Origin of the sequence: Allopseudospirillum japonicum, assembly GCF_900108915.1 — a bacterium.
Taxonomy (GTDB): domain Bacteria; phylum Pseudomonadota; class Gammaproteobacteria; order Pseudomonadales; family Halomonadaceae; genus Pseudospirillum; species Pseudospirillum japonicum.
Map to the genome: position 1 here is coordinate 135,378 of NZ_FNYH01000007.1, position 22,650 is coordinate 158,027.

Genomic DNA, 22,650 nt, shown 5'->3' on the forward strand with positions numbered 1-22,650 from the left:
ACGGAAGCCTATTGTGCAATGCAAAAGCCGCAATATGCCGTATGAGCCTTGTGATAGCTAGCGCCAATTATGCGGTTGAATGAAAAAATAAGCAAAATTCAGTCACGGGGATAGATCCGCTTGGATGAGAGGTTGCGTTTTATTGCACATAGGTAGCCAAGAGTAAGTAGGGCGACAAAATACAGGATCAGAAAATCCTAGTAAAAAGGTTCGGTTCCCCGCTTGATAGCCGATATACTGATTTCCTAGATATTTTCCCTCGTGTTTTTTAGCTATTGCTTAAGCAATGGCCTCACCCCTAGCTGCGGAGGTTGTTTTGTCTAACGCATTAGTCTCTTGGTGTCATGCGCTGGTACAGATTCGTGATCCTTGGTTGTCACAGCAAATCCAAGATGCAACGCATTCGGCTGCTGCACGTCAAGAACTGGCATCTTGGTTAGCCTTGCGCCATATTCAGCACTTAGGCGATGCGCACTGGTTTTTGGCCGATGCTTGGGCTGGTCAACAAGCGTTAGAATTTATACGCTGGATTAGCCAGTTTACGCCTCCTTATGAGAGTGATCAGCAAATCGAAGCCCTCTTGCATCAAATGCCGGAACTCGCCTTGCAGCTACAAGAAGCTTATCAAAAGCTCGATTTAGACTCTTTGATTGATGAAGATGGCAGCTTAAGTACGGCACGAATTCTTGCTGCTCAGGGAGTAGAAATCTCAGATGAAATTCTCACTTGGAGCCAACAGCTTGATATTTGGCAAGCTTTAGATAGTTTACCTGATCCTCTGCAAGAGGAAGAGGCGCTCTATTTACCTGCTGCCGCAGATCAGGTGAATGCACTTGAATTGATTCTGGTCCTGCATGCCTTGCAATATTGGGATGATCAACAAGCCTATACTTGGCTTGCCTTGTTTATCTCGCAAATTATCGCGGATTATCAGCATTTACAAGATTTTATCACGGATGTTTGGCGTGTTGATGGCTGGCTGTTGGAAGAGTCACAATGGAATTTGGAAGCCGATACCTACCCTGAAGCCTTGCAAGTTGCCACTGGTGCTTGTCAAGCCGCTGGACTGCCTGCTTGGTCCATGTTGGAGCAAGAAGTGAAAGCACCTGCTTACCCCTGGCCGGTACATACAAGTTTGGGTGAGCGTTACGCACTCAATGTACGCGCGTGTGAATATCCAATTTATATGAGTGATTTCCAGCAACCCAAGCAAATGGCACAGGATTATTGGCCCAGTGTGTTGGATGATCTGGTGCAAGATTGGCAAGTCAAAGATGCGCATGCAGTCAAGCAACTCTTATATTGGCTGGCTGGACAAGGCCACAGGTATTTGTGGCAATTAGAGCATCAAGAAGTCCGCTTGATGGATACGCAACAAAAGCAAATCTGGTGTGAAGAACAAGGCGAAGCAGATCAAGGTTATGCGCATTTAATGTTGGCTTTTGCTGAGCAGCAGACGTTAGATGTTGCCGCTTGGGATTGGATACGCATGGCAGATATTGCCTTGGCAGCCTATATGGCGGGTTGGTTTGATCGGACGACCTATCGTACCTTTGCTTTGACCAGTGTTCACCTACTGGCGCAGACCTATGCAGATTGGCCGAGCATGCGAGCGGCTTATTTACGTGGTCGTAGCTTGTGGGCACAACAGGATTTAACCGCAGCGCACACGCTTTATGCACGCAGTTGGGATCAATTAAGCACTTGGCCTTGGAACCCTTTTGCCTTAACTTGGCCCTATCCTGCAAAGATGCAAGCGGAAGTGGATCAAGCGCTTGCTGATTTTAGTGCAGGCTTGGCAAATTCTGGGATTTTACCCACTTTGGTCGCTTCTTTACGCGATGATGCTTTACTGGTGCATTTACCTTTGCAAGGCCTAGAAAAAACGCAATTGCCTATTTCTAAACAGCGTATTCAAGAGGGGCGTAGTTACTTGCAAGAGGTCTTGCATCTCAATGTCGAACAGACCCATTTGCCAATGACGCAAGCACATCTGCCTTTGCTAACACGCTTTTGGGTGCATGCACAGGTTGAGCATTTAGATCAGTTAACCCAAATGTCGGCAAGCTTTCCACGTTTACCGGATAATCTGCGCCCTAGTGATGAGCATCTGGCGTTATGGCAACAAACACAAAAGGCACTTAGTCAGCTAAAAACACAAACTTCAGGGATTTATCTGGCAGAAAAATACAGTTTTTATTTGCTGAAAGCTTGGGAAAGCCAAACTTTCACCGCGGAAGCTTTGGTGGCCTTATTACAGCAAACCCAAGATTATTTGCATGGCAAGTACCAAAATGCACAAGAACTACTAACCGCTTGGCTTGCTTGGGAACAAGTCTTAGGTCAAGACGATGAACATCCTTTGATTCGCGAACTGACTTGGCATCTACAAGATGTAGGCAGTTTATTCCACTGGTTACCTTGGTCTCAGCCACCGCAACAGCAACAGACCACACCAGCGTGGGCACATTTAAACACGCATGAGCTAGCACGCCTTAACTTGTGTGCCCCTCTGACAGGGCCACAATGGCAATGGCCGCAAGTCGGCCAAAATGTCCGTAATCAAGATGTACATCAATGGTTAAGTGAAAGCTATCTATTACATGATGCGCAAGAATTAAACCATTTTTTAGGTTTTTTGCGCGATGCAGGTGACCGCCAAGATTTTATTGTGAATTATGCGCCTTTTACACTCAATGCAACCCGTTTGCAGATGGAATTGGAGCATTTTGAGCAGCAAACTCAATTAAGTATGGAAGATAAAGTCCATCAGCAGCGTTTGCGTATGGTGCAGCATAACGCCTTAGGCATTAATGATTTAGACCTAACGGCTTGGGATGTTGCGCAAATGGTCGACTTGGCAATTGCGGGATATCAAATTGGCTGGTTAACCCATATGCAATTGGAGCATTGGCTAGACACCGCCTGTCAACTTGCAGGGCAGCAATATGCAGGTTGGGTGGAATATGCTGAGGCCTTGCTAGCGGGCTTTTACTTTTTTGCGAGTGATCCTGATGAGCATCATCAACAATTGGAGCATTTCTCGCGTCGTATTTTGACTTTATTAATCGGTTTGCCGCCTTTATATGGCGTTTGGCTCACATTGCCTTGGGTAGGGCATCAAGCTTTCCCTTCGGCATCCATTTTGCACACCAGCCCTAGCCGTTTGTTACATTAACAGGGCAAAGAAACACAAAAGGGTGAGTATCTCACTCACCCCTTGTGCTGGAGCATGGCAAACTTATTTTTAACAGTGGGATCTTGGCAAACTTAGAAAGTGTCTGCTGGTACCCGTACTTGGCCTTCCATCAAAACCCGAGCACTACGGCTCATCACAGCTTTTTTCGCAGTCCACTCGCCATTGGCTTGTTGTTCAGCAGCAGCACCAACGCGTAAAGTGCCTGAGGGGTGGCCAAAAGTCACTCCCTCACGTGCACCACCACCCGCGGCTAAGTTGACTAGGGTGCCAGGAACGGCGGCGGCGGTGGCAATTGCCACAGATGCGGTGCCCATCATGGCATGGTGCAATTTGCCCATGGAAAGCGCACGGACACAAATATCAATATCCGTTGCTGCAATGGTCTTACCGCTGGAAGCAACATAATCGGTTGCAGGGGCAACAAAGGCGACTTTTGGCGTATGCTGACGTGCGGCGGCTTCAGCAATATCTTGAATTAACCCCATTTTTACCGCGCCATAAGCACGAATGGTCTCAAAGCGTTCTAGGGCTTGTGTATCTGAATTAATATCTTTTTGTAGCTCTGTGCCTTGGTAACCTATCTCTTGCGCATTGAGGAAGATAGTCGGGATACCGGCATTAATCATGGTGGCTTTAAAAGTCCCAATACCAGGTACTTCTAAATCATCGATTAAATTCCCAGTTGGGAACATGGAGCCTTCACCATCAGCAGGGTCCATAAACTCAATCACGACTTCTGCTGCGGGGAAAGTGACACCATCTAACTCAAAGTCGCCTGTTTCTTGTACTTCACCTTGGGTGATAGGCACATGCGCAATAATGGTTTTTTGGATATTTTTTTGCCAAATACGTACCGTACAAATGCCATTTTCGGGAATACGATCTGCATCGACTAGACCACCAGCAATAGCGAACGCGCCAACCGCCGCGGTCAAGTTACCGCAGTTTCCTGACCAATCCACAAAAGCCTTGTTAATGGCAACCTGACCAAAGAGATAATCAACATCGTGATCTGGCTGGGTGCTTTTGGCGAGAATCACAGTTTTTGAGGTACTGGACGTGGCGCCGCCCATGCCATCAATTTGCTGACCATAAGGATCAGGGCTACCAATGACCCTCAGTAACAGTTGATCACGCGCAGCGCCCGGGACTTGTGCCGCTTCAGGTAAATCTTGTAAGCGGAAAAAAACGCCTTTGCTGGTGCCGCCACGCATATAAGTTGCAGGAACTTTAATTTGTGCTGGGTGTGCCATAAAAAAACCTTGTGTATTTAATCTGTTGTGATGCAATCAGCACGATAGGGGGAAAGTAGAGACTTTCCCCTTAATGCAAGTGGCTTAGGCTTCGCTGGACTCTAAAAAGTCTTGCGCAAATTTCTGCAAAACGCCACCGGCTTGGTACACAGTGACTTCTGCCGCTGTATCGAGACGGCAAGTGACAGGCACTTCTAGGGTTTCCCCATTCGCACGATGTACCACCAGAGTTAAATCACCGCGTGGTGCCAAATCCCCTTGGATATCATAGGTTTCTGTACCATCAAGGGCGAGAGTTAAACGGGTTGTCCCCGGCTTAAACTCAACAGGCAAGACACCCATACCAATCAGGTTAGTACGGTGAATGCGCTCAAAACCTTCTGCCACAATGACTTCAACCCCTGCAAGGCGGACACCTTTTGCAGCCCAATCGCGTGAGGAGCCTTGCCCATAATCTGCACCTGCAACCACAATCAGGTTTTGACCACGGTTCATATAGGTTTCAATGGCTTCCCACATGCGCATTTGCTGGCCTTCTGGCTCAACACGTGCAAGTGAGCCTTGAATGACATTGCCTTGCGCATCACGGCACATTTCGTTTAACAGTTTTGGATTCGCCAAGGTCGCACGTTGTGCTGTGAGGTGATCACCACGGTGAGTTGCGTAAGAGTTAAAGTCTTCTTCTGGCAGACCCATTTTGTGCAAATACTCACCTGCAGCACTATCCATCATGATGGCATTAGAAGGTGATAAGTGATCTGTGGTGATGTTATCTGGCAAGATAGCTAACGGACGCATGCCTTTCAGGGTACGCTCATTGGCCAAAGCCCCTTCCCAATAAGGCGGACGACGAATGTAAGTCGACATAGGACGCCAGTCATAAAGCGGGCTTGGCGCTTCTTCTTTCTCGCCGAGATCAAACATAGGGATATAAATCTGTTTGAACTGTTCAGGCTTAACGCAAGCGGCAACAATCGCGTCGATCTCTTCGTCCGAAGGCCACAAATCTTTCAGGGTGATTTCTTGGCCATCAACGACGGCAAGGACATCGTTTTCAATATCAAAACGTACGGTACCTGCCAAAGCATAGGCGACTACCAAAGGCGGAGAAGCAAGGAAAGCTTGCTTGGCATAAGGGTGAATACGGCCATCAAAGTTACGGTTACCAGAGAGCACCGCAGTGGCGTATAAATCACGATCGATAATTTCTTGCTGGATTTTCGGGTCTAGCGCGCCGGACATCCCGTTACAGGTCGTACAAGCGTAAGCCACGATACCAAAGCCTAATTTTTCTAGCTCAGAGAGCAAACCGGCTTCTTCTAGATACAATCTGGCCACTTTAGAACCTGGCGCGAAAGAAGATTTCACCCAAGGTTTACGAATCAAGCCTAGCTCGTTGGCCTTTTTCGCCAACAAACCAGCGGCAACCACGTTACGTGGGTTGGAAGTGTTAGTACAAGAGGTAATCGCGGCAATAATCACTGCGCCATCAGGCATTAAACCTTGCGCTTCTTGCTGTTTAGCTTCAGCCAATTTCGCTGTATCAGCAATGCCACGTTCGGCCAAGGCAGTAGTAGGCAAACGACGGTGCGGGTTAGAAGGGCCTGCCATGTTGCGTACAACCGTCGACAGATCAAACTCAAGCACGCGCTCATATTCTGCGGTTTCTAATGCATTGGCCCATAAGCCAGTTTCTTTCGCATACTGCTCAACGAGAGCAACTTGCTCAGGCTCACGACCTGTCAGTTTTAAATAATCAATGGTTTGTTCATCGATATAGAACATGGCTGCCGTAGCGCCAAATTCTGGGGTCATGTTAGAGATGGTGGCACGGTCACCAATGGACAGGCTGGAGGCCCCTTCACCAAAGAACTCAACATAAGCGCCAACGACACGTTGTTGACGTAAAAACTCAGTTAACGCCAAGACAATATCCGTGGCTGTAATGCCAGGTTGACGCTTGCCTGTGAGTTTCACCCCAATAATATCTGGGAGGCGCATCATAGATGGATGGCCTAGCATCACAGTTTCTGCTTCTAAACCACCGACGCCCACAGAAATAACACCTAGAGCATCCACATGCGGGGTATGTGAGTCTGTCCCTACGCAGGTATCAGGGAAGGCAACACCATCGCGCACTTGCACCACAGGAGACATTTTCTCCAAGTTGATTTGGTGCATAATGCCGTTACCCGCAGGAATCACATCGACATTTTTAAAAGCGGTTTTGGTCCACTCAATAAAATGGAAACGGTCTTCGTTACGACGGTCTTCAATGGCACGGTTTTTTGCAAATGCATCTGGGTCAAACCCTGCCGCTTCAACGGCTAGAGAGTGGTCAACGATTAACTGTGTAGGGACCACTGGGTTGACTTGTGCAGGATCACCGCCTTTATCTGCAATCGCATCACGCAAACCGGCTAAATCGACAAGGGCCGTTTGACCTAAAATATCATGGCACACGACACGTGCTGGATACCAAGGAAAATCAAGATCACGCTTACGTTCGATCAGCTGCTTTAATGCATCGGTGAGCTGTTCTGGTTCGCAACGGCGGACTAACTGTTCTGCTAAAATCCGTGAGGTGTAAGGTAAGCCAGCATAAGCATTAGGCTGGATCGCATCGACGGCTGCACGGGTATCAAAATAGTCTAAATCTGTGCCAGGCAAAGATTTGCGGTATTGAGTGTTCATCGGTTGAGTATCCATCAATTCACGGAAATTAGGTCAAAGCGGTTTAGGGATTTTCTTGCGCATTTCGCATTTATGTCGGTTTGCTGCTGATGATGGCAGTTGGTTACTGCCATCTCCCTAAAAAAAGGGAAGGGGCTTCCCCCTGATTGTCATAAGGACCATCCGGAGGAAGCGAGCCACATTTAGGCACGATCTTCGATCGCAACCCATTGTGCAGATTCTGGACCTGTGTAGTCAGCAGAAGGGCGAATAATACGGTTGTTTGCACGTTGTTCCATCACGTGGGCCGTCCAGCCAGCAACGCGTGAACAGACGAAAATTGGGGTAAATAACTTGGTTGGAATCCCCATAAAGTGATACGCAGAAGCGTGGAAGAAATCTGCATTACAGAAAAGCTTCTTCTCGCGCCACATGACAGCTTCAACACGCTCAGAGACCGGATATAAAACTGTGTCTCCGACTTGCTCAGCAAGTTTTTGTGACCATTCTTTAATAATGGCATTACGCGGATCAGAATCACGGTAGATAGCATGGCCAAAGCCCATGATTTTATCTTTACGCGCAAGCATCCCCATAATGGCTTCTTCGGCTTCATCAGCAGATTTCCACTGCTCAATCATATCCATTGCCGCCTCGTTTGCACCACCGTGCAAAGGACCACGGAGAGAGCCGATTGCCCCAGTCACACAACTGTGGATATCTGATAAGGTTGAAGCGCAAACCCGTGCGGTAAAGGTCGAGGCGTTAAACTCGTGCTCTGCATACAGAATCAAAGATGCATGCATGACTTTAACGTGTAAAGGATCTGGCTGTTTGTCATGCAAGGTCCATAGGAAATGTTCTGCAATCGAATCAGCTTCTGTTTCCACATTGACGCGAACGCCTTTGTGGCTAAAGTTGTACCAGTAGTTGATGATCGAAGGGAAGACCGCCAACATACGGTCGATGTGATCGGTTTGCTCACTGAAATCTTGTTCAGTTTCCAAGTTACCTAACATAGAGCAACCTGTACGCATCACATCCATAGGATGCGCATCCGCTGGGATACGCTCAAGCACTTCTTTTAATGCCTGGGGTAAGCCACGCAAGCCTTTAAGCTTGGTTTTGTACGCATCTAACTCGGCTTGGTTCGGTAATTTACCGTAAACAAGCAGGTAAGAAACTTCCTCAAATTGGGCTTTGTCGGCTAATTCTTTAATATCGTAACCACGATATGTCAGGCCAGCACCTGTTTTACCCACTGTACATAAGGCGGTTGAACCTGCTGATTGGCCACGTAAACCTGCACCACCGAGTTGTTTCGCTTCTGCCATGGATTAAACTCCTTTGAAGTAGGGAGGCGTGCTCACCTAAGGTCTTATTATTTAATGCGAAAGATTTAATGCTGAAACATGCCAAACACTTTTGAAATCACTGCGTCAAAGTGTAGGCCTTCAGCATTAAGCCTGTAAACTGCCCTTGACGCAAGCGTCAAGGGACACACAAGTTACTTGTTTTTACCTTGTGCAAACAATTGGTCGAGCTTTTGTTCGAAGTCGTGATAGTTTAAGAAATCATAGAGTTCCATACGGGTTTGCATGGTATCGACGACAGCTTTTTGGTCGCCATCGTTTAATAAGGCTTCAAAAACATTCAATGCTGCCTTGTTCGCCGCACGGAAAGCGGATAAAGGATACAGCACCATGGTTGCGCCGTTTTCCGCAAGTTCCGCTTTATTAAATAAAGGCGTAGCACCAAACTCAGTAATATTGGCAAGCAAATGTGCGCCACCAATGCCTTTAGCAAAAGCTTGATAATCTTCTAGTGTGTGTACCGCTTCAGCAAAAATGCCATCGGCACCCGCATCCAAACAAGCTTTGGCGCGCTCAACGGCTGCTTCCAAACCATCTTTTTGGAAAGCATCTGTACGGGCAATGATAAAGAAATCATCATCGGTTTTCGCATCGACAGCAGCTTTTACACGGTCCACCATTTCTTCTTGAGAAACGATTTCTTTGTTTGGACGGTGGCCACAGCGTTTTTGCGCAACCTGATCTTCGATATGCACCGCAGCGGCACCGGCTTTGATCATTTCTTTCACGGTACGTGAAATATTGAACGCACCGCCCCAACCTGTATCAATGTCAACTAATAAAGGCGTTTCTACTGCGCTTGAAATACGACGTACATCTTCAAGTACATCATTCATGCTGGTCATGCCCAAATCAGGCAGACCGTAAGAGGCATTGGCCACGCCACCACCAGAAAGATAAATCGCTTGGTGACCAACGCGTGTTGCCATCATGGCATGATAAGCATTGATGGTACCAACAATTTGCAGTGGGTTGTTTTCGGCTAAGGCCTTGCGGAAGCGTCCGCCAGCGGTGAGTTTTTGGCTCATATTCTTATCCTTCTCCTCGGCTGGGTCCAAGCAGGGACATTGCCTGCCTGATGAATATGCACTAAAGCGACTAGGGGTTAAGCGCTTGTGCTGATTTAACAGAAACTTGTTTAAAGGGTTCACCTTGAGTATGGGCGATGCGTTGTTCTACATTGCGCCTAGAGGCACTAATATGACGACGCATAAGCATTTCTGCGAGCTCTTCATCCCTTTGTTCAATCGCATCCACAATACGATGATGTTCAACAAACGCTTGCTTAGGGCGATCACTGGAAGTGCTGAGTTGATAACGGTACATACGCACTAGATGATACAGCTCGCCACATAACAATTCGGTTAATTTGGTATTGTGACTGCCTAAAACAATCCGATAATGGAAATCTAAATCTCCCTCGGCTTGATAATATGCCCGCCCTTGCTGTAATTCAGCTTGAGCTTCATGGTCTTGTAACAGTTGACGTAGTCCTTGGATTTCTTGCGTTTGCATATGACGTGCGGCCAAGCGGCACGCCATGCCTTCCATACATTCACGTACATCATACAGCTCAAGCAACTCGGTCACAGATAAGGACACCACACGCGCGCCGACATGCGGGATGCGATGCACAAGACGTCGGCCTTCCAAACGCCGAATGGCTTCACGTAAAGGGCCACGTGAAATCCCATAAGCCTTGGCTAGACCTGGCTCAGTAATTTTGCTGCCAGGTGGAATCTCCCCTTTCACAATCGCAGTTTGAATTTGCTCAAACACGCGGTCTGCGAGTGTGCGGGTAGGTCCTTCATCAAGTTGGTGTACAGAAGTTTGGGACATGGCAATATTGTCAACAATCTTGTATTGATAGAGAAATGTAGTGTGCTATATGCTTGGGGTCAAGCTCAACAAAAGTCTAATTGTCTACAATGTAAACAAAATGGTCTTGTTTTGGCTTCATAAATCACCAAAGCAAGTGCTCAAAATAGCACTTTGGCTACAAGGATGCGTTAAAATACAGTGTTTTTACTGGTTTTGCCTTGCCTGAAGATAGGATTTTTTATGTCAACCTGCACCCATGCGCAGATAGCGAGTTTGTTACAACAGCTCAAGCAAACGCTAGCACACGCACCTTTAGATCTCAGTGCGCCTGAGGCGCAAGCTTTTCAAAGTGAGCAACCTTTTTGTATTGATACCATGTACTTACAGCAATGGTTAGCCTATGTTTTCATTCCCAGAATGCAGGCGCTAATTGATGCACAAGCACCTTTACCAGAAAAATGCACCCTGATACCGATTGCAGAAATGACTTGGGATGCACAGCAAAGAGCCGATGCACTCGCTCCTTTGATGTCTGTACTGGCAAAAATTGATGCGTGTTTTGCTGACTAATCCTAGAAGCAGAGGTTATTAGCACCAAATACTCGGCTTTGCTAACGTGTATTTCCCCTATGATGAGGGCCTGATTTTCCTTAAATAAAAGCTAAAGGAACTCCCTGTATGCCAACGCAAGACCAAATCAATCAATGGGCACTGGAACAAGAAACGGCGTCCCCAAAAGAAATTCTCGCGCTAGCGGCGAGCCAGTTTGACAAGGTAGCCATTTCTTTTAGTGGTGCTGAAGATGTGCTTTTAATTGAATTTGCCAGTAAATTACCTGATTTTCGTGAGAAATTTCATTTTTTCAGCCTAGATACCGGACGCTTGCATCCAGAAACTTACCGTTATTTAGAGCAGGTGCGCCAGCATTACCAAATCGACTTACATTTGCTGGCACCGCAAACCGAGGCGGTACAGGATTTGGTGCGTCAAAAGGGGCTATTTAGCTTTTACCAAGATGGTCACCAAGAATGCTGTGCCATTCGCAAGGTAGAACCGCTCAAGCGCCAGCTCGCCCAAGTCGATGCATGGATCACAGGACAAAGACGTGATCAAAGCCCAGGAACACGCCAACAAGTGGCCACAGTGGAGTTAGATCAGGCTTTTGCCACGCCCACACATGCCTTGGTGAAATTTAATCCGTTAGCCACTTGGTCTTCATCACGAGTCTGGGAATACATACGCATGTTTGATGTTCCCTATAACCCTTTGCATCAACAAGGTATGATAAGTATTGGTTGTGAGCCTTGCACACGGGCTGTCTTACCGAATCAACACGAACGCGAAGGTCGTTGGTGGTGGGAAAATGCCGAACATAAAGAATGCGGTTTACACGCCACGAACATTCAACCTAGCACCTAACCTTGATGATTGAGGATAAAAAGTCTCATGGATGTCAGCTTTAGCCTAGGCCAGATTTTTGCGTTAGGTATTGGCTACCTTTTTATTCTCTTCGCTTGTGCCTATAGCGCAGAACGTGGCTGGTTGCCGCAACAATGGATTGGGCATCCAGCAACCTATGTATTATCCCTTGGAGTATATGCCAGTGCGTGGGCAATTTATGGTTCAGTCGGATTAGCAGCGCAGCATGGTTATGGTTTTTTGACTTATTATTTAGGGATTGCTGCAGCCTTTATTTTAGCGCCGGTATTATTGCTTCCTATTTTACGTATTACACGTACTTACCAACTAAGTTCTTTGGCGGATTTATTTGCCTTTCGTTTTCGCAGTCCTTGGTTGGGAACAGGGATTACTCTTATTACTTTATTAGCGACCTTGCCTTTGCTGGCCTTGCAAATCCAAGCGGTAGGGGATTCTATTTATTTATTAACGAATGAGTCTTCCCCTTATAATCTTGCGTTTGCTTTTTGCTGTGTGATTACCTTATTTGCGATTTTATTTGGTGCTCGTCACACTTCTTTACGTGAGCGTCATCAAAGTTTAGTGGTTGCTATTGGTTTTGAATCCCTAGTTAAGCTAGCAGCTTTATTAATTCTGGGTGGATATGCCTTATATTTATTAGGTGGAATCGCAGGAATTGCGAATTTAGACGCAGACACCTTATGGATGCGCCCAGCCAGTGCTACCCTGCCCGAGGGCGCTGGACGTACGTTACTTTTGCTGTTTTTTGCTGCAGCCGTCGCCATGCCGCATATGTTTCATATGGTGTTTACGGAAAACCCGTCCGCACAAGCCTTAAGCAAAGCGGGTTGGGGGCTAAGTCTATATTTAATATTACTAGCTATTCCTGTGCCTTTAATTTATTGGGCGGGACAAAGCTTACAGTTGGATGGCCGCCCTGAATATTTCTTATTAAATATAGGGGCACATTTGTCGCCCTTTGGTGCAGCTTTAGCTTTTGTTGCTGGTTTAGCTGCAGCCAGTGGCACACTCATTATTATTACGTTATCACTGGCAGCGATGACGCTTAACCACTTAGTTTTGCCTATTTATCCACCGCGTGCACCTTTAGATATTTATCGTTGGCTTTTATGGTTAAGACGCTTACTAATCGGTATGATTATTTTGGCCGGTTATTTATTTTATCGTGTACTGAGTGTACGCCATGATTTAGCCAGCTTGGGGCTGACCTCTTTTGTGGGGATTGTTCAGTTTTTACCCGCCATTATTGCCATTTTGTATTGGCCAACCGTCACCCGTATTGGTGTCGTTTTGGCACTGACATCTGGCGTTGGCATTTGGGTTTTAGGTTTATGGTGGCCCTTGTTATTTGGTGTCAATCAGCTTGATTTTGGGCCTTGGTCTTGGGATTTGAATGCCGAATTACACTGGTATCAGGTGGCGTTAATTTCCCTCACAGTCAATACCTGCACTCTGATTGGGATTTCTTTAATCACGCGTGCAGATGAAGACGAAATCAATGCCGCCCAAGCATGTGCGGTCGATGCGCTGATTCGTCCTAAACGCTTACCTTTACAAGCGCGTACAGCGGCTGATTTCACACGGTTTCTTGCGGTGCCTTTGGGGCATACCATTGCAGAGCGCGAAGTAGAAACTGCGCTTATTAGTTTAGACTTTAGTCCAAATGAAAATCGTCCTTATGCTTTACGACGTTTGCGTGATTGCATCCAAGCGAATCTTTCTGGTTTGATGGGACCTGCGATTGCGCAAGAAATTGTGGATACCTATTTGCCTTGGCAAGCGCGTTATGCGCATGATGATATCCATTTTATGGAATTGCGCTTAGAGGAATATCAATCCCAACTCAGTGGCTTAGCACGTGAGCTTGACACCTTAAGGCGTTATCACAGACAAACTCTAGAATCTTTACCCCTGGGTATTTGTACTTTGGGGCCAGATGGCGAGGTGTTATTTTGGAATACAGCATTAGCGACACTCACGCAGATTCCAGCCGCGCATATGATAGGTTCTCAACTAGCGGATGCACCAACGCCTTGGGGACCGAAACTCACAAGTTTTCTACAAGGTGAAGCGGCACATGTCTACAAACAAGCCTTGGAATTTGCCGATCAGCCCCCTTGCTATTTAGCCTTGCACAAAGCGCCTCTGGTTTCAGCAACGCCTGAACACTGTGGTACTGTATTGGTGATCGAGGAGCAAACCGAATTAAAAACACTCGAAAATGAGCTGATCCATAGCGAGCGTTTGGCGTCTATTGGACGTTTAGCTGCAGGGGTCGCCCATGAAATCGGCAACCCGATTACAGGGATCTCATCATTGGCGCAAAACCTTATTTATGAAAGCCAAGATGAAGACTTCACCGAAATGGCCCAGCAGATTTTACAGCAAACCCAAAGGGTCAGCCGTATTGTGCATACACTGGTGAGCTTTGCCCATGCAGGCCAAGCACGTGGGCAAGCGGCCTGTTCCCTGATTCGGGTCGGTGATTGTGTTGAAGAAGCGGTGAATTTATTGCAGCTCAGTGCGGAAGGTCGCCAGCGTGAATATATTTGTCGTGGAGATTTACATACCCATGTGTATGCGCAAGCGCAAAAGCTGGAGCAGATCTTAGTCAACTTATTAAGCAATGCGCGTGATGCCACCGCACAGGAGGATGAAATTCACATCCAAGTGCATCAAGCCCAAGCTTGGGTAGAAATCAGTGTATTAGATCACGGTTGTGGGATTCCGGCAGATGCACTAGCCCATATCTATGAGCCCTTTTATACCACTAAGCCCGCCGGCCAAGGCACAGGATTGGGGCTTGCTTTAGTCTACTCTTTAGTAGAAGAATTTGGCGGCCACTTACACGTGGATAGCCCACTAACGCCAGCAGGAGGCACTTGTGTGCGTGTTCGTCTCCCTGCACAACCTTTGGACGGCTGATTACAGCCATCACTCGCAGTTTTCGTCTGGATTTGCCTATGAGCCATATTTTGATTGTTGAGGATGAAAGCATTATTCGTTCTGCCCTGCGGCGCTTGTTAGAACGCAATGGCTTTCGAGTAAGCGAAGCCCAATCGGTAGAAGAAGCCTTGCCTTTGCTACAGGCGCAATCCTTGGATCTGATTATCAGTGATTTGCGCTTACCAGGATCACCAGGCACTGAGCTGATCGCAGCGGCGCAAGCTACGCCTGTACTGATTATGACCAGTTATGCCAGTTTACGCTCTGCGGTGGATGCAATGAAGCTCGGGGCGGTGGATTATATCGCCAAGCCGTTCGATCATGAGGAAATGTTGCAAGCGGTCAATCACATTCTGAGCCAGCATCCCAAGGAGAGACAGGCACCTGTAAGCGCCCGCGATGAGGCTGCGAATGATTTGGGCATGATCGGTGATTGCGAGCCTATGCAGGAAGTCTATCGTCAATTACGTAAGGTAGCGCCTGTCGATACCCGAGTTTTAATCTTGGGTGAATCGGGTACGGGAAAAGAATTGGTTGCCCGTGCCTTGCATCAACTCAGTCCTCGCCGTGATGGGCCACTCATTTGTGTGAACTGTGCAGCCATTCCAGAAACCTTGATCGAATCTGAGCTTTTTGGCCATGAAAAAGGCGCTTTTACTGGGGCAAATGCGAGTCGTAATGGTTTGGTAGAAGCTGCCGACCGTGGCACCTTGTTTCTGGATGAAATTGGCGAACTTCCCTTAGAAGCACAAGCCCGTTTGTTAAGAGTGTTGCAGGAGGGAGAAATCCGCCGTTTAGGTTCGGTGGAATCACGTAAGGTTGATGTACGTCTTATCGCCGCGACCCATAGAGATTTAAAAGGACTGACCGAGCGCGGAGAATTCCGTTTAGATCTTTACTATCGTTTAAATGTGATGGAAATTCACCTCCCCCCCTTGCGAGATCGTGGCCAAGATGTGCTCGCGATTGCTGAGCGTTTATTGGAAGATACTTGCACACGTTTAGCACGCAAAGGATTACGCTTTTCGAAAGCCGCGCGTGAAAAACTCCTTGCGTATACTTGGCCAGGTAATGTACGTGAACTAGAAAATATTATCGAACGGGCGGTGATTCTCACGGAAGAAAATCTGATTTCTGCGCAAGAAATCCATGTGGTCCCAGATCGCCAACAGGCAAAACCTGCGATCAATTTAAAAACCAGTCCGCCTCGATTTGAGGAAGAGGAAGACAATAGCGAAGCGCCCAGTGATTTATCTTTGGAAGATTATTTCCAGCATTTTGTGCTCGAGCATCAAGACCAAATGAGCGAAACCGAGCTGGCCCGCAAACTAGGAATTAGTCGCAAATGTTTGTGGGAGCGTCGCCAGAAACTAGGTATCCCTAGACGACGTTCGAGCCGCTAGAGGTTGACGCGGGAATTTGCTAGGCTAAGCCTCCTTTGATGAGAATAACAGGATTGCAAGTATGCCTTCTTTTGATGTGGTATCTGAATTTGATAGTCACGAACTGACCAATGCAGTCGATCAAGCCAAACGTGTGATTGGTAACCGTTTTGACTTTAAAAATGTAGATGCCGGTTTTGAGCGTCAAGACAATCAAGTGCATTTGCATGCGGAAGTCGAGTTTCAGCTGCAACAAATGCAAGATATATTACGTGCCGAACTGAGCCGACGCAGTATTGATGTGGCTTGTATTGAAGAAGGCAAGCCGGTGCAAAGTGGTAAACAAGCTCGGCAAACGCTGACATTGCGTCAAGGGATTGATGCAGAGCTCGCAAAGAAAATTACTAAATTGGTGAAGGAAGCTAAGTTAAAAGTGCAAACGCAAATCCAAGGCGAGCAAGTGAGAGTCACAGGGAAAAAACGCGATGATTTGCAAGCGGTGATGAGTTTACTACGTCAAGCAGAGCTTGATTTGCCTTTGCAGTTCAATAACTTCCGCGACTAACTTTTCCTATGATTCTTGGTTTGGGCAATGATTTAGCCGATATTCGCCGTTTTCAAGCTTTGTTAGATCAGCACGGCTTGAAGATTACTCGGCGCATTCTTGCTGAACCTGAGCTGGCTGCTTGGCCAGCTTCTGCCCACATACAAGCCGCTTTTTTAGCCAAGCGTTTTGCTGCTAAAGAAGCTGCAGCCAAAGCCTTAGGCACGGGCTTTCGTTACGGCATGAGCCTGCGCCATATTTTTGTGACTTCAGATTCTCTGGGAGCCCCTCAATTGCATATGGTGCAAGCTGCAGCGCAGCGTGCGCAAGATTTAGGCGTGCAGCATATGCACCTTGCCCTCACGGATGATGGCCACTATGCCTTAGCCACAGTGATTTTGGAAAAGTGATTTTGGTGATTTTGGAAAAAGGCAATATTGGCTAGCTGCTCTCGCGGCCTGAAATAAGCCAACACCCACCTGCTAGTCTCCTTTTATTTATAAGAAAATTCCCTTATAAATATATCTTGCTGTTTTTGTTTTTATTTTATTGATGGGCTTTTAAATTCAATATTATATAATTAATTAGTGCTCTTTATTATAGTATTTAATATCAATCTTATATTTGCTAAACCGCAAAGCTCGCTGAAATCAGTGGTTACAGTAAAAATAATCAAGGGAAGGATCGCTATGCAACCCACTCACCATCAGCTTGATAGACAAGTCATCTTTATTGACGCCAGCCTGCCGGATTACCAGACCCTGATTGACGGTTTGTCCGAAACAACCGATGTCGTAAAGGTTGCCCCGGATCAGGATGGGTTTCAGGTAATGGCCGAGTGGGCACAGACCCACTCAGGCTATCGTGCCATGCATATTGTGGGGCACGGTTCAGAAGGTGCCCAACAACTGGGTAATGCCACCCTATCCCACGAGACGCTTGCGACATACCAAGCTGAGTTGAGCCAGATTGGTAAGGCGCTCACCGAAGGCGGTGATATTTTGCTGTATGGCTGTCATGTCGCCGCTAATCAAGCCGGTGTGGATTTTATCGGCAAGCTTTCACAGGCCACAAGTGCAGATATAGCCGCATCAGATGATCTCACTGGGAGCCAGAAACTTGGCGGCAACTGGATTCTTGAAAAAGAAATTGGACAAATAGAATATTCAGATAAGAGCAATGCTGTCATTTCGCAGCTGAAAGAAATTCCACTATTACTATCTCCAGCCGTAGGTACTATTGATTTTGGTAGCACAAACTACTGGACTTCAGAGACCCCAGCAGCTGATCCATCCAAAACAAATATTCTGGGTAGTGGCCTGGATCTGATTGTCGATAATAATGGAGCAACACAAACTGATATTGAAATAAAACCCGTAGGGGGAATCAGCTCTTCTGCTAGTGATATGGCACTTGCACTGGATGATGGGGCATATGATAAAATTCAGTTTAAAAGTACCGATGGTGGTGCCTTTAAAGTAACGTCTATGGTAATAAAGCTGACGTCTGGAAGTGCTCAGGAGCTTAACTTTACAGCATATAAGAATAATACTGAAATATCAGGTAGTAGTTTCAGCCAAACCTTTAACAGTAATAGCACTGCTTCTGTAGACTTTTCATCACAAACTGGCTTTACAAATCTAGACGAAATACGTATTACACCGACAAACCCATCTGCTCTAATGAACCTATACTTTGATGATATCGTCATTGCAGCAGCAGAAGTATCAAACAACACTCCAACAATTACACTGCCATCATCACCATCCGTATCGGAAGATGCGACCAGCGTTGCCATTGCGGATGATATTCAGATCGCAGATGATGATGCCGGTGATACCCAAACAGTGACGCTCACCATCGGCGGTGGTACAGCAAGTCTTGTAACAACCACCGGGCTGACTGGCCTGACCGGAAACGGTACTGCCTCTATCTCTTTCAGTGGTTCTCTAACCGACGTAAATAACGCTCTGGACGCACTGACATTTACTCCAACAGCGGACCTGAGTGGTACCAACGCAGGTTCTATCCAGATTCAGACAGATGACGGTAACAGTGGTACAGATGACGAAACTATAACCTTTGATATTACCGCTGTTAACGATGCCCCCACCATTACCAGTTCAGGCAACTACACCCTGACAGCAGTTAACGAAGAAACGCCATCGACCGGAGTACTGGTCTCCGCTATTCTGGCTGACGGCAATATAAACGGGGCAGATGTAGATAGTGGTGCCAGCAGTGGTATTGCCGTGACAGCAACCACAGGTACCGGAAGCTGGGAGTTTTCCACAGACAACACGAACTGGACCAGTTTTGGTAGTGTCAGTACCAGTGCCGCTCTGCTATTGGATAGTGCAACCTATGTGCGTTTTACTGGTGGTACGGAGTATTCCGGGTCTGCTAATTTTACCTTCCAGGCCTGGGACCAGACCAGTGGTAGCGCTTCAACCAATGGTTCTGCACAGACAGGAAATGCCAGCGTTAACGGCACAAGCACAGCGTTCTCAACGAACAGTGCAACGACGTCAATTACAGTCAATGCGGTAGATGATGCCCCTACCGGATCTGGTGCTGCTACGCCTGCCAGTTTTACTGAAGATACCCAGGGCAACCTGGATCTGTCGGGCTTTACCGTGGCTGATGTGGACAGCGCCTCCGTGACCATTACCCTGACTGCCAGCGCAGGTACACTGGTTGCCTCTTCCTCAGGCGGCGTTACTGTTGGTGGTAGCACCACGGATACCTTGACCCTGACCGGCGCACCGGGCGCTATCAACACCTGGCTGGATACCACCTCCAACGTACAATATACCGGTGCTACGAATGCAAGCGGCACCGGAGCTGCAACCATCACGATTACCGGAGCTGACGGGACAACCTCCAATGTTGCAATGGGATCGGTGACAGTAAATATCACCGCAGTGGATGATGCCCCAACCGTATCAGCTGTACCGGATGATTCTGTTGTACTTTCAGTAGGGCAATATCTGGACTTGGCGGCGTCTTCTGTCGCCGATGTGGACTCTTCAGTGGTGACTGCGGTTATCTCGGTAGATAGCGGTACCCTTACGGCAACATCGGCCGGTGGCAATCACTCAGGCGGCGCTGCCGTTGTTCAGGCCGATTCACAAACTGTGGCAGTGTCGGGTTCTCCCACACAAGTTAACGCCTATCTGAATGACACATCAGAATTAACCTTCACTTCCGCAGCCTCCACCACTGATGTGACGCTAACCGTATCCGTTAGTGACGGTATGAAGGCGGCCGAAGATACGGCTACGATTTCGGTGCTGGATGTGGCTAGGCCAACTGCCAGCAACTATACCGATTCAACCAATGAAGATACGGCGGTCACCGCCTTCAGTAATACTGAACTGCCAACCACAGAAGATACCGATACAGGGACCGCACATACGGTTGAATACATTACTATTGATACCTCCACGGTAACAGGTGGGGTACTTTCCCTGACAGGAACACCGGCAGGTGGTACATCAACGACGGGGGGAATTACATTTGATACCGCAACAGGTAATTTGTCCGGTACAGTCAATATCGCCATAGGTGACATTGGCAAACTGGTCTTTACACCAACCGCCGAGTTATCAGGCACAGGTGCAGGCAGCTTTGCCTGGACAGTCACTGACAGCGGAGGCGATACCTCCACAGCAGCTACCTGGACGCTGGATATTACCGCAGTTGAAGATGTACCGACACTGACGGGCGTTACAACCACCATTACCGCACTGGAAGATACAGCCACCAATCTGATTACCGGAACACCAGTATTTGCCGATGTGGACACGACGGGTGATATTGTCGCCACACTCACAGCAACAAACAGCTCTGCAACGCTGACAGCATCGGATGCCAGTGGGGTCGAGGTAGGCAACAGTGGCACCCATGCTATCACCCTGACTGGAACCGCAGCAGAAATTAATACCTTCTTACAAACCGCATCGAATGTGACCTACAAAGGGGTCGCTAACAGCACAACATCGGATACCGTCACCATCACGGTCGATGATAGCGAAGGTGGCACAGGTACGGCTGAAACTGTTACGGTTAACTTTACCCCGGTCAACGATGCGCCGGTTATCGGTTCTCTCAATGGTGATAGCACCCAAGTCAGTATTAACGCCTCTGAGTATATCGATGATAACAATGTCTCTGTGACCGATGTAGATGGGGACGAAAGCACCCTGAACTATAACGGTGGTTATGTTCTGATTGAGCGCACCTCAGGTATTGCAGATGGATCTTTTTTAAGTGATGCTGATGAAGTTGATCCATTGGATGTTTATATTAAGTTTGGCACGACAGAGGGTGGGGCTGATTCAACTCCTGCAGCAGATGATAGTGTATGGTGGTTCGATGGTGCTAACTTTGTCTCCATTGGTACGGTTGATACGACAAAAACAGGTCAAAGCGGTGCCGATCTGCGCATTGATTTTGATACCGATAATGCCTCTGCACTCGCCGCTGAAGAGTTTATTAAATTCCTGAAATTCTCGGCTCCCACTGAAGGGGATCGTGTCTTCTCGGTCACAGTTAATGATGGGACGGATACGTCAACGGCAGCCAGCTTTACCATGACGGTGATTGATGACACCAAACCGGTTGCCACCAGCTACACCGATAGTGGCAATGAAGATACGTCAGTCAGCCTGACAGCAACCGAACTGCCGACAACTCAGGACTCACAAGATACACCGGATGCTTTGGAATATCTGACTATTGATACGTCTACAGTTGTCGGTGGTGTTTTATCACTGGATTCTACGGGCACGACAGGCACATCCACTGTTGGCGGTATCAGCTATGGCACAACAGCAGGTAATCTCACTGGCACCGTACATATTAATATTGCGGATATCAGCAAACTGGATTTCACGCCAACAGCGAACCTTGCGGGCACGGGTGCGGCAAGCTTTAGCTGGACCGTCACGGATGCAGGTGGTCATACATCACCTGAAGCAACCTATACTCTGAATTTGACGAATACTTCAGATGCCCCAGAAGGTACCGATAAAACAGTTTCTATTAATACCAGTCAAACTCATACCTTTAGTGCCAGTGATTTTGGTTTTACTGATGTGGATACTGGCGATAGTCTGAATCGTGTACAGGTCAATGTTCAGACGATTGATAATGGTGCTCTGAAACTGAATGATCATGCTGTGAGTGACGGTGACTGGATCGATCTGGCTGATCTTGGCAACCTGGTTTACACCCCAAATGCTGCGGGTTCTGATACCTTCACCTTTACGGTAGAGGATAACAGTATAAGCCACTCTACTGACGCCACACCTAATACCATCACACTGAATGTCACCACACCATCAACAGGCGGTGGCGGTGGTACGGTCACCCCGCCACCTACAGATCCCACGGAAACAGTCACCGAAGAAACCACCGAAACGGTGACCGAAGAAACCACCGAAACGGTGACCGAAGAAACCACAGATACGGTGACTGACGAAGCCACCGAAACAGTGACCGAAGAAACCACCGAAACGGTGACCGAAGAAACTACAGATACGGTCACTGATGAAGCCACCGAAACGGTGACCGAGGAAACCACAGAGACGGTGACTGATGAAGCCACCGAAACGGTGACCGAAGAAACTACAGATACGGTGACTGACGAAGCCACGGAAACGGTGACCGAGGAAACCACAGAGACAGTGACTGACGAAGCCACGGAAACGGTGACCGAGGAAACCACGGATACGGTCACTGACGAACCAACGGAAACAGTCACCGAGGAAACTACAGAGACAGTGACTGAGGAACCTAGTTTGGTTGATGGGGTACCAGTCAGCTTGATCAGCACAACCGATGAACAAGGCCAACCGAGTACCCAAATGTACCTTGATCCTGTGCTCGCCGATCGAGACGACACCAACCAACAAAGTGCCCAAGCGGATATTCCATTGCATTTTGTTAGCCCAACTGCTGGGCAAAGTTCACCCCAGATGGTCACCTACATCAGCTTACCTGTCGGTGTCGGGAT

At 47.7% G+C, this 22,650-nt stretch carries 13 protein-coding genes; 8 read left to right on the top strand and 5 right to left on the bottom strand.

From position 1 onward, the window contains the following. The first annotated feature begins 316 nt into the window (after nucleotides 1-316). Complete coding sequence (locus BMX05_RS08095; RefSeq protein ID WP_177166845.1) at nucleotides 317-3,178, top strand: DUF1266 domain-containing protein; 2,862 nt, start codon at nucleotides 317-319, stop codon at nucleotides 3,176-3,178. Between the two features lie 92 nt (nucleotides 3,179-3,270). Here BMX05_RS08095 and prpF read toward each other — a convergent pair whose 3' ends face one another. The 5 genes from prpF to BMX05_RS08120 all read right to left on the bottom strand — a co-directional run bounded on the left by prpF (nucleotide 3,271) and on the right by BMX05_RS08120 (nucleotide 10,337). Further along, nucleotides 3,271-4,452: a 2-methylaconitate cis-trans isomerase PrpF gene (gene prpF, locus BMX05_RS08100; protein ID WP_093309918.1), complete on the bottom strand. Its 1,182-nt coding sequence runs from the start codon at nucleotides 4,450-4,452 to the stop codon at nucleotides 3,271-3,273. Between the two features lie 84 nt (nucleotides 4,453-4,536). Then, the gene (gene acnD / locus BMX05_RS08105) at nucleotides 4,537-7,146 is read right to left on the bottom strand and encodes a Fe/S-dependent 2-methylisocitrate dehydratase AcnD (protein ID WP_093309920.1); all 2,610 of its coding nucleotides are present in this window, start codon (nucleotides 7,144-7,146) and stop codon (nucleotides 4,537-4,539) included. Nucleotides 7,147-7,328: 182 nt separating this feature from the next. Further along, nucleotides 7,329-8,459, bottom strand: a complete 1,131-nt coding sequence (gene prpC / locus BMX05_RS08110; protein WP_093309924.1) for a bifunctional 2-methylcitrate synthase/citrate synthase — start codon at nucleotides 8,457-8,459, stop codon at nucleotides 7,329-7,331. Nucleotides 8,460-8,632: 173 nt separating this feature from the next. Further along, nucleotides 8,633-9,526: a methylisocitrate lyase gene (gene prpB, locus BMX05_RS08115; RefSeq protein WP_093309929.1), complete on the bottom strand. Its 894-nt coding sequence runs from the start codon at nucleotides 9,524-9,526 to the stop codon at nucleotides 8,633-8,635. 70 nt (nucleotides 9,527-9,596) lie between these two features. Next, nucleotides 9,597-10,337 carry a GntR family transcriptional regulator gene (locus BMX05_RS08120; RefSeq protein ID WP_093309934.1) on the bottom strand — a complete coding sequence of 247 codons (741 nt, stop codon included), beginning with the start codon at nucleotides 10,335-10,337 and terminating at the stop codon, nucleotides 9,597-9,599. Between the two features lie 222 nt (nucleotides 10,338-10,559). Here BMX05_RS08120 and BMX05_RS08125 point away from each other — a divergent pair, with 222 nt between their 5' ends. The 7 genes from BMX05_RS08125 to BMX05_RS08155 form a co-directional block, all read left to right on the top strand. Then, nucleotides 10,560-10,889, top strand: a complete 330-nt coding sequence (locus BMX05_RS08125; protein WP_093309937.1) for a YqcC family protein — start codon at nucleotides 10,560-10,562, stop codon at nucleotides 10,887-10,889. Between the two features lie 108 nt (nucleotides 10,890-10,997). Then, nucleotides 10,998-11,738 carry a phosphoadenylyl-sulfate reductase gene (locus BMX05_RS08130; RefSeq protein ID WP_093309942.1) on the top strand — a complete coding sequence of 247 codons (741 nt, stop codon included), beginning with the start codon at nucleotides 10,998-11,000 and terminating at the stop codon, nucleotides 11,736-11,738. Between the two features lie 27 nt (nucleotides 11,739-11,765). Further along, on the top strand, nucleotides 11,766-14,684 hold the full coding sequence (locus BMX05_RS08135) for an ATP-binding protein (protein ID WP_093309945.1): 2,919 nt from the start codon (nucleotides 11,766-11,768) through the stop codon (nucleotides 14,682-14,684). Nucleotides 14,685-14,722: 38 nt separating this feature from the next. Further along, complete coding sequence (locus BMX05_RS08140) at nucleotides 14,723-16,108, top strand: sigma-54-dependent transcriptional regulator (RefSeq protein WP_093309948.1); 1,386 nt, start codon at nucleotides 14,723-14,725, stop codon at nucleotides 16,106-16,108. Between the two features lie 61 nt (nucleotides 16,109-16,169). Then, on the top strand, nucleotides 16,170-16,652 hold the full coding sequence (locus BMX05_RS08145) for a YajQ family cyclic di-GMP-binding protein (protein WP_093309951.1): 483 nt from the start codon (nucleotides 16,170-16,172) through the stop codon (nucleotides 16,650-16,652). Between the two features lie 20 nt (nucleotides 16,653-16,672). Next, entirely contained in the window at nucleotides 16,673-17,041 is a 369-nt protein-coding gene (gene acpS / locus BMX05_RS08150) for a holo-ACP synthase (protein WP_245710579.1), read from the top strand. 279 nt (nucleotides 17,042-17,320) lie between these two features. Then, on the top strand, nucleotides 17,321-22,650 hold a 5,330-nt coding region (locus tag BMX05_RS08155), incomplete at its 3' end, for a DUF4347 domain-containing protein (RefSeq protein WP_143051953.1).

Bases quoted from the DNA above. Each gene is read 5' to 3' on its own strand.
- prpF (WP_093309918.1), bottom strand. From the start codon at position 4,452: ATGGCACACCCAGCACAAATTAAAGTTCCTGCAACTTATATGCGTGGC.
- acnD (WP_093309920.1), bottom strand. From the start codon at position 7,146: ATGAACACTCAATACCGCAAATCTTTGCCTGGCACAGATTTAGACTAT.
- prpC (WP_093309924.1), bottom strand. From the start codon at position 8,459: ATGGCAGAAGCGAAACAACTCGGTGGTGCAGGTTTACGTGGCCAATCA.
- prpB (WP_093309929.1), bottom strand. From the start codon at position 9,526: ATGAGCCAAAAACTCACCGCTGGCGGACGCTTCCGCAAGGCCTTAGCC.
- BMX05_RS08120 (WP_093309934.1), bottom strand. From the start codon at position 10,337: ATGTCCCAAACTTCTGTACACCAACTTGATGAAGGACCTACCCGCACA.
- BMX05_RS08125 (WP_093309937.1), top strand. From the start codon at position 10,560: ATGTCAACCTGCACCCATGCGCAGATAGCGAGTTTGTTACAACAGCTC.
- BMX05_RS08130 (WP_093309942.1), top strand. From the start codon at position 10,998: ATGCCAACGCAAGACCAAATCAATCAATGGGCACTGGAACAAGAAACG.
- BMX05_RS08135 (WP_093309945.1), top strand. From the start codon at position 11,766: ATGGATGTCAGCTTTAGCCTAGGCCAGATTTTTGCGTTAGGTATTGGC.
- BMX05_RS08140 (WP_093309948.1), top strand. From the start codon at position 14,723: ATGAGCCATATTTTGATTGTTGAGGATGAAAGCATTATTCGTTCTGCC.
- BMX05_RS08145 (WP_093309951.1), top strand. From the start codon at position 16,170: ATGCCTTCTTTTGATGTGGTATCTGAATTTGATAGTCACGAACTGACC.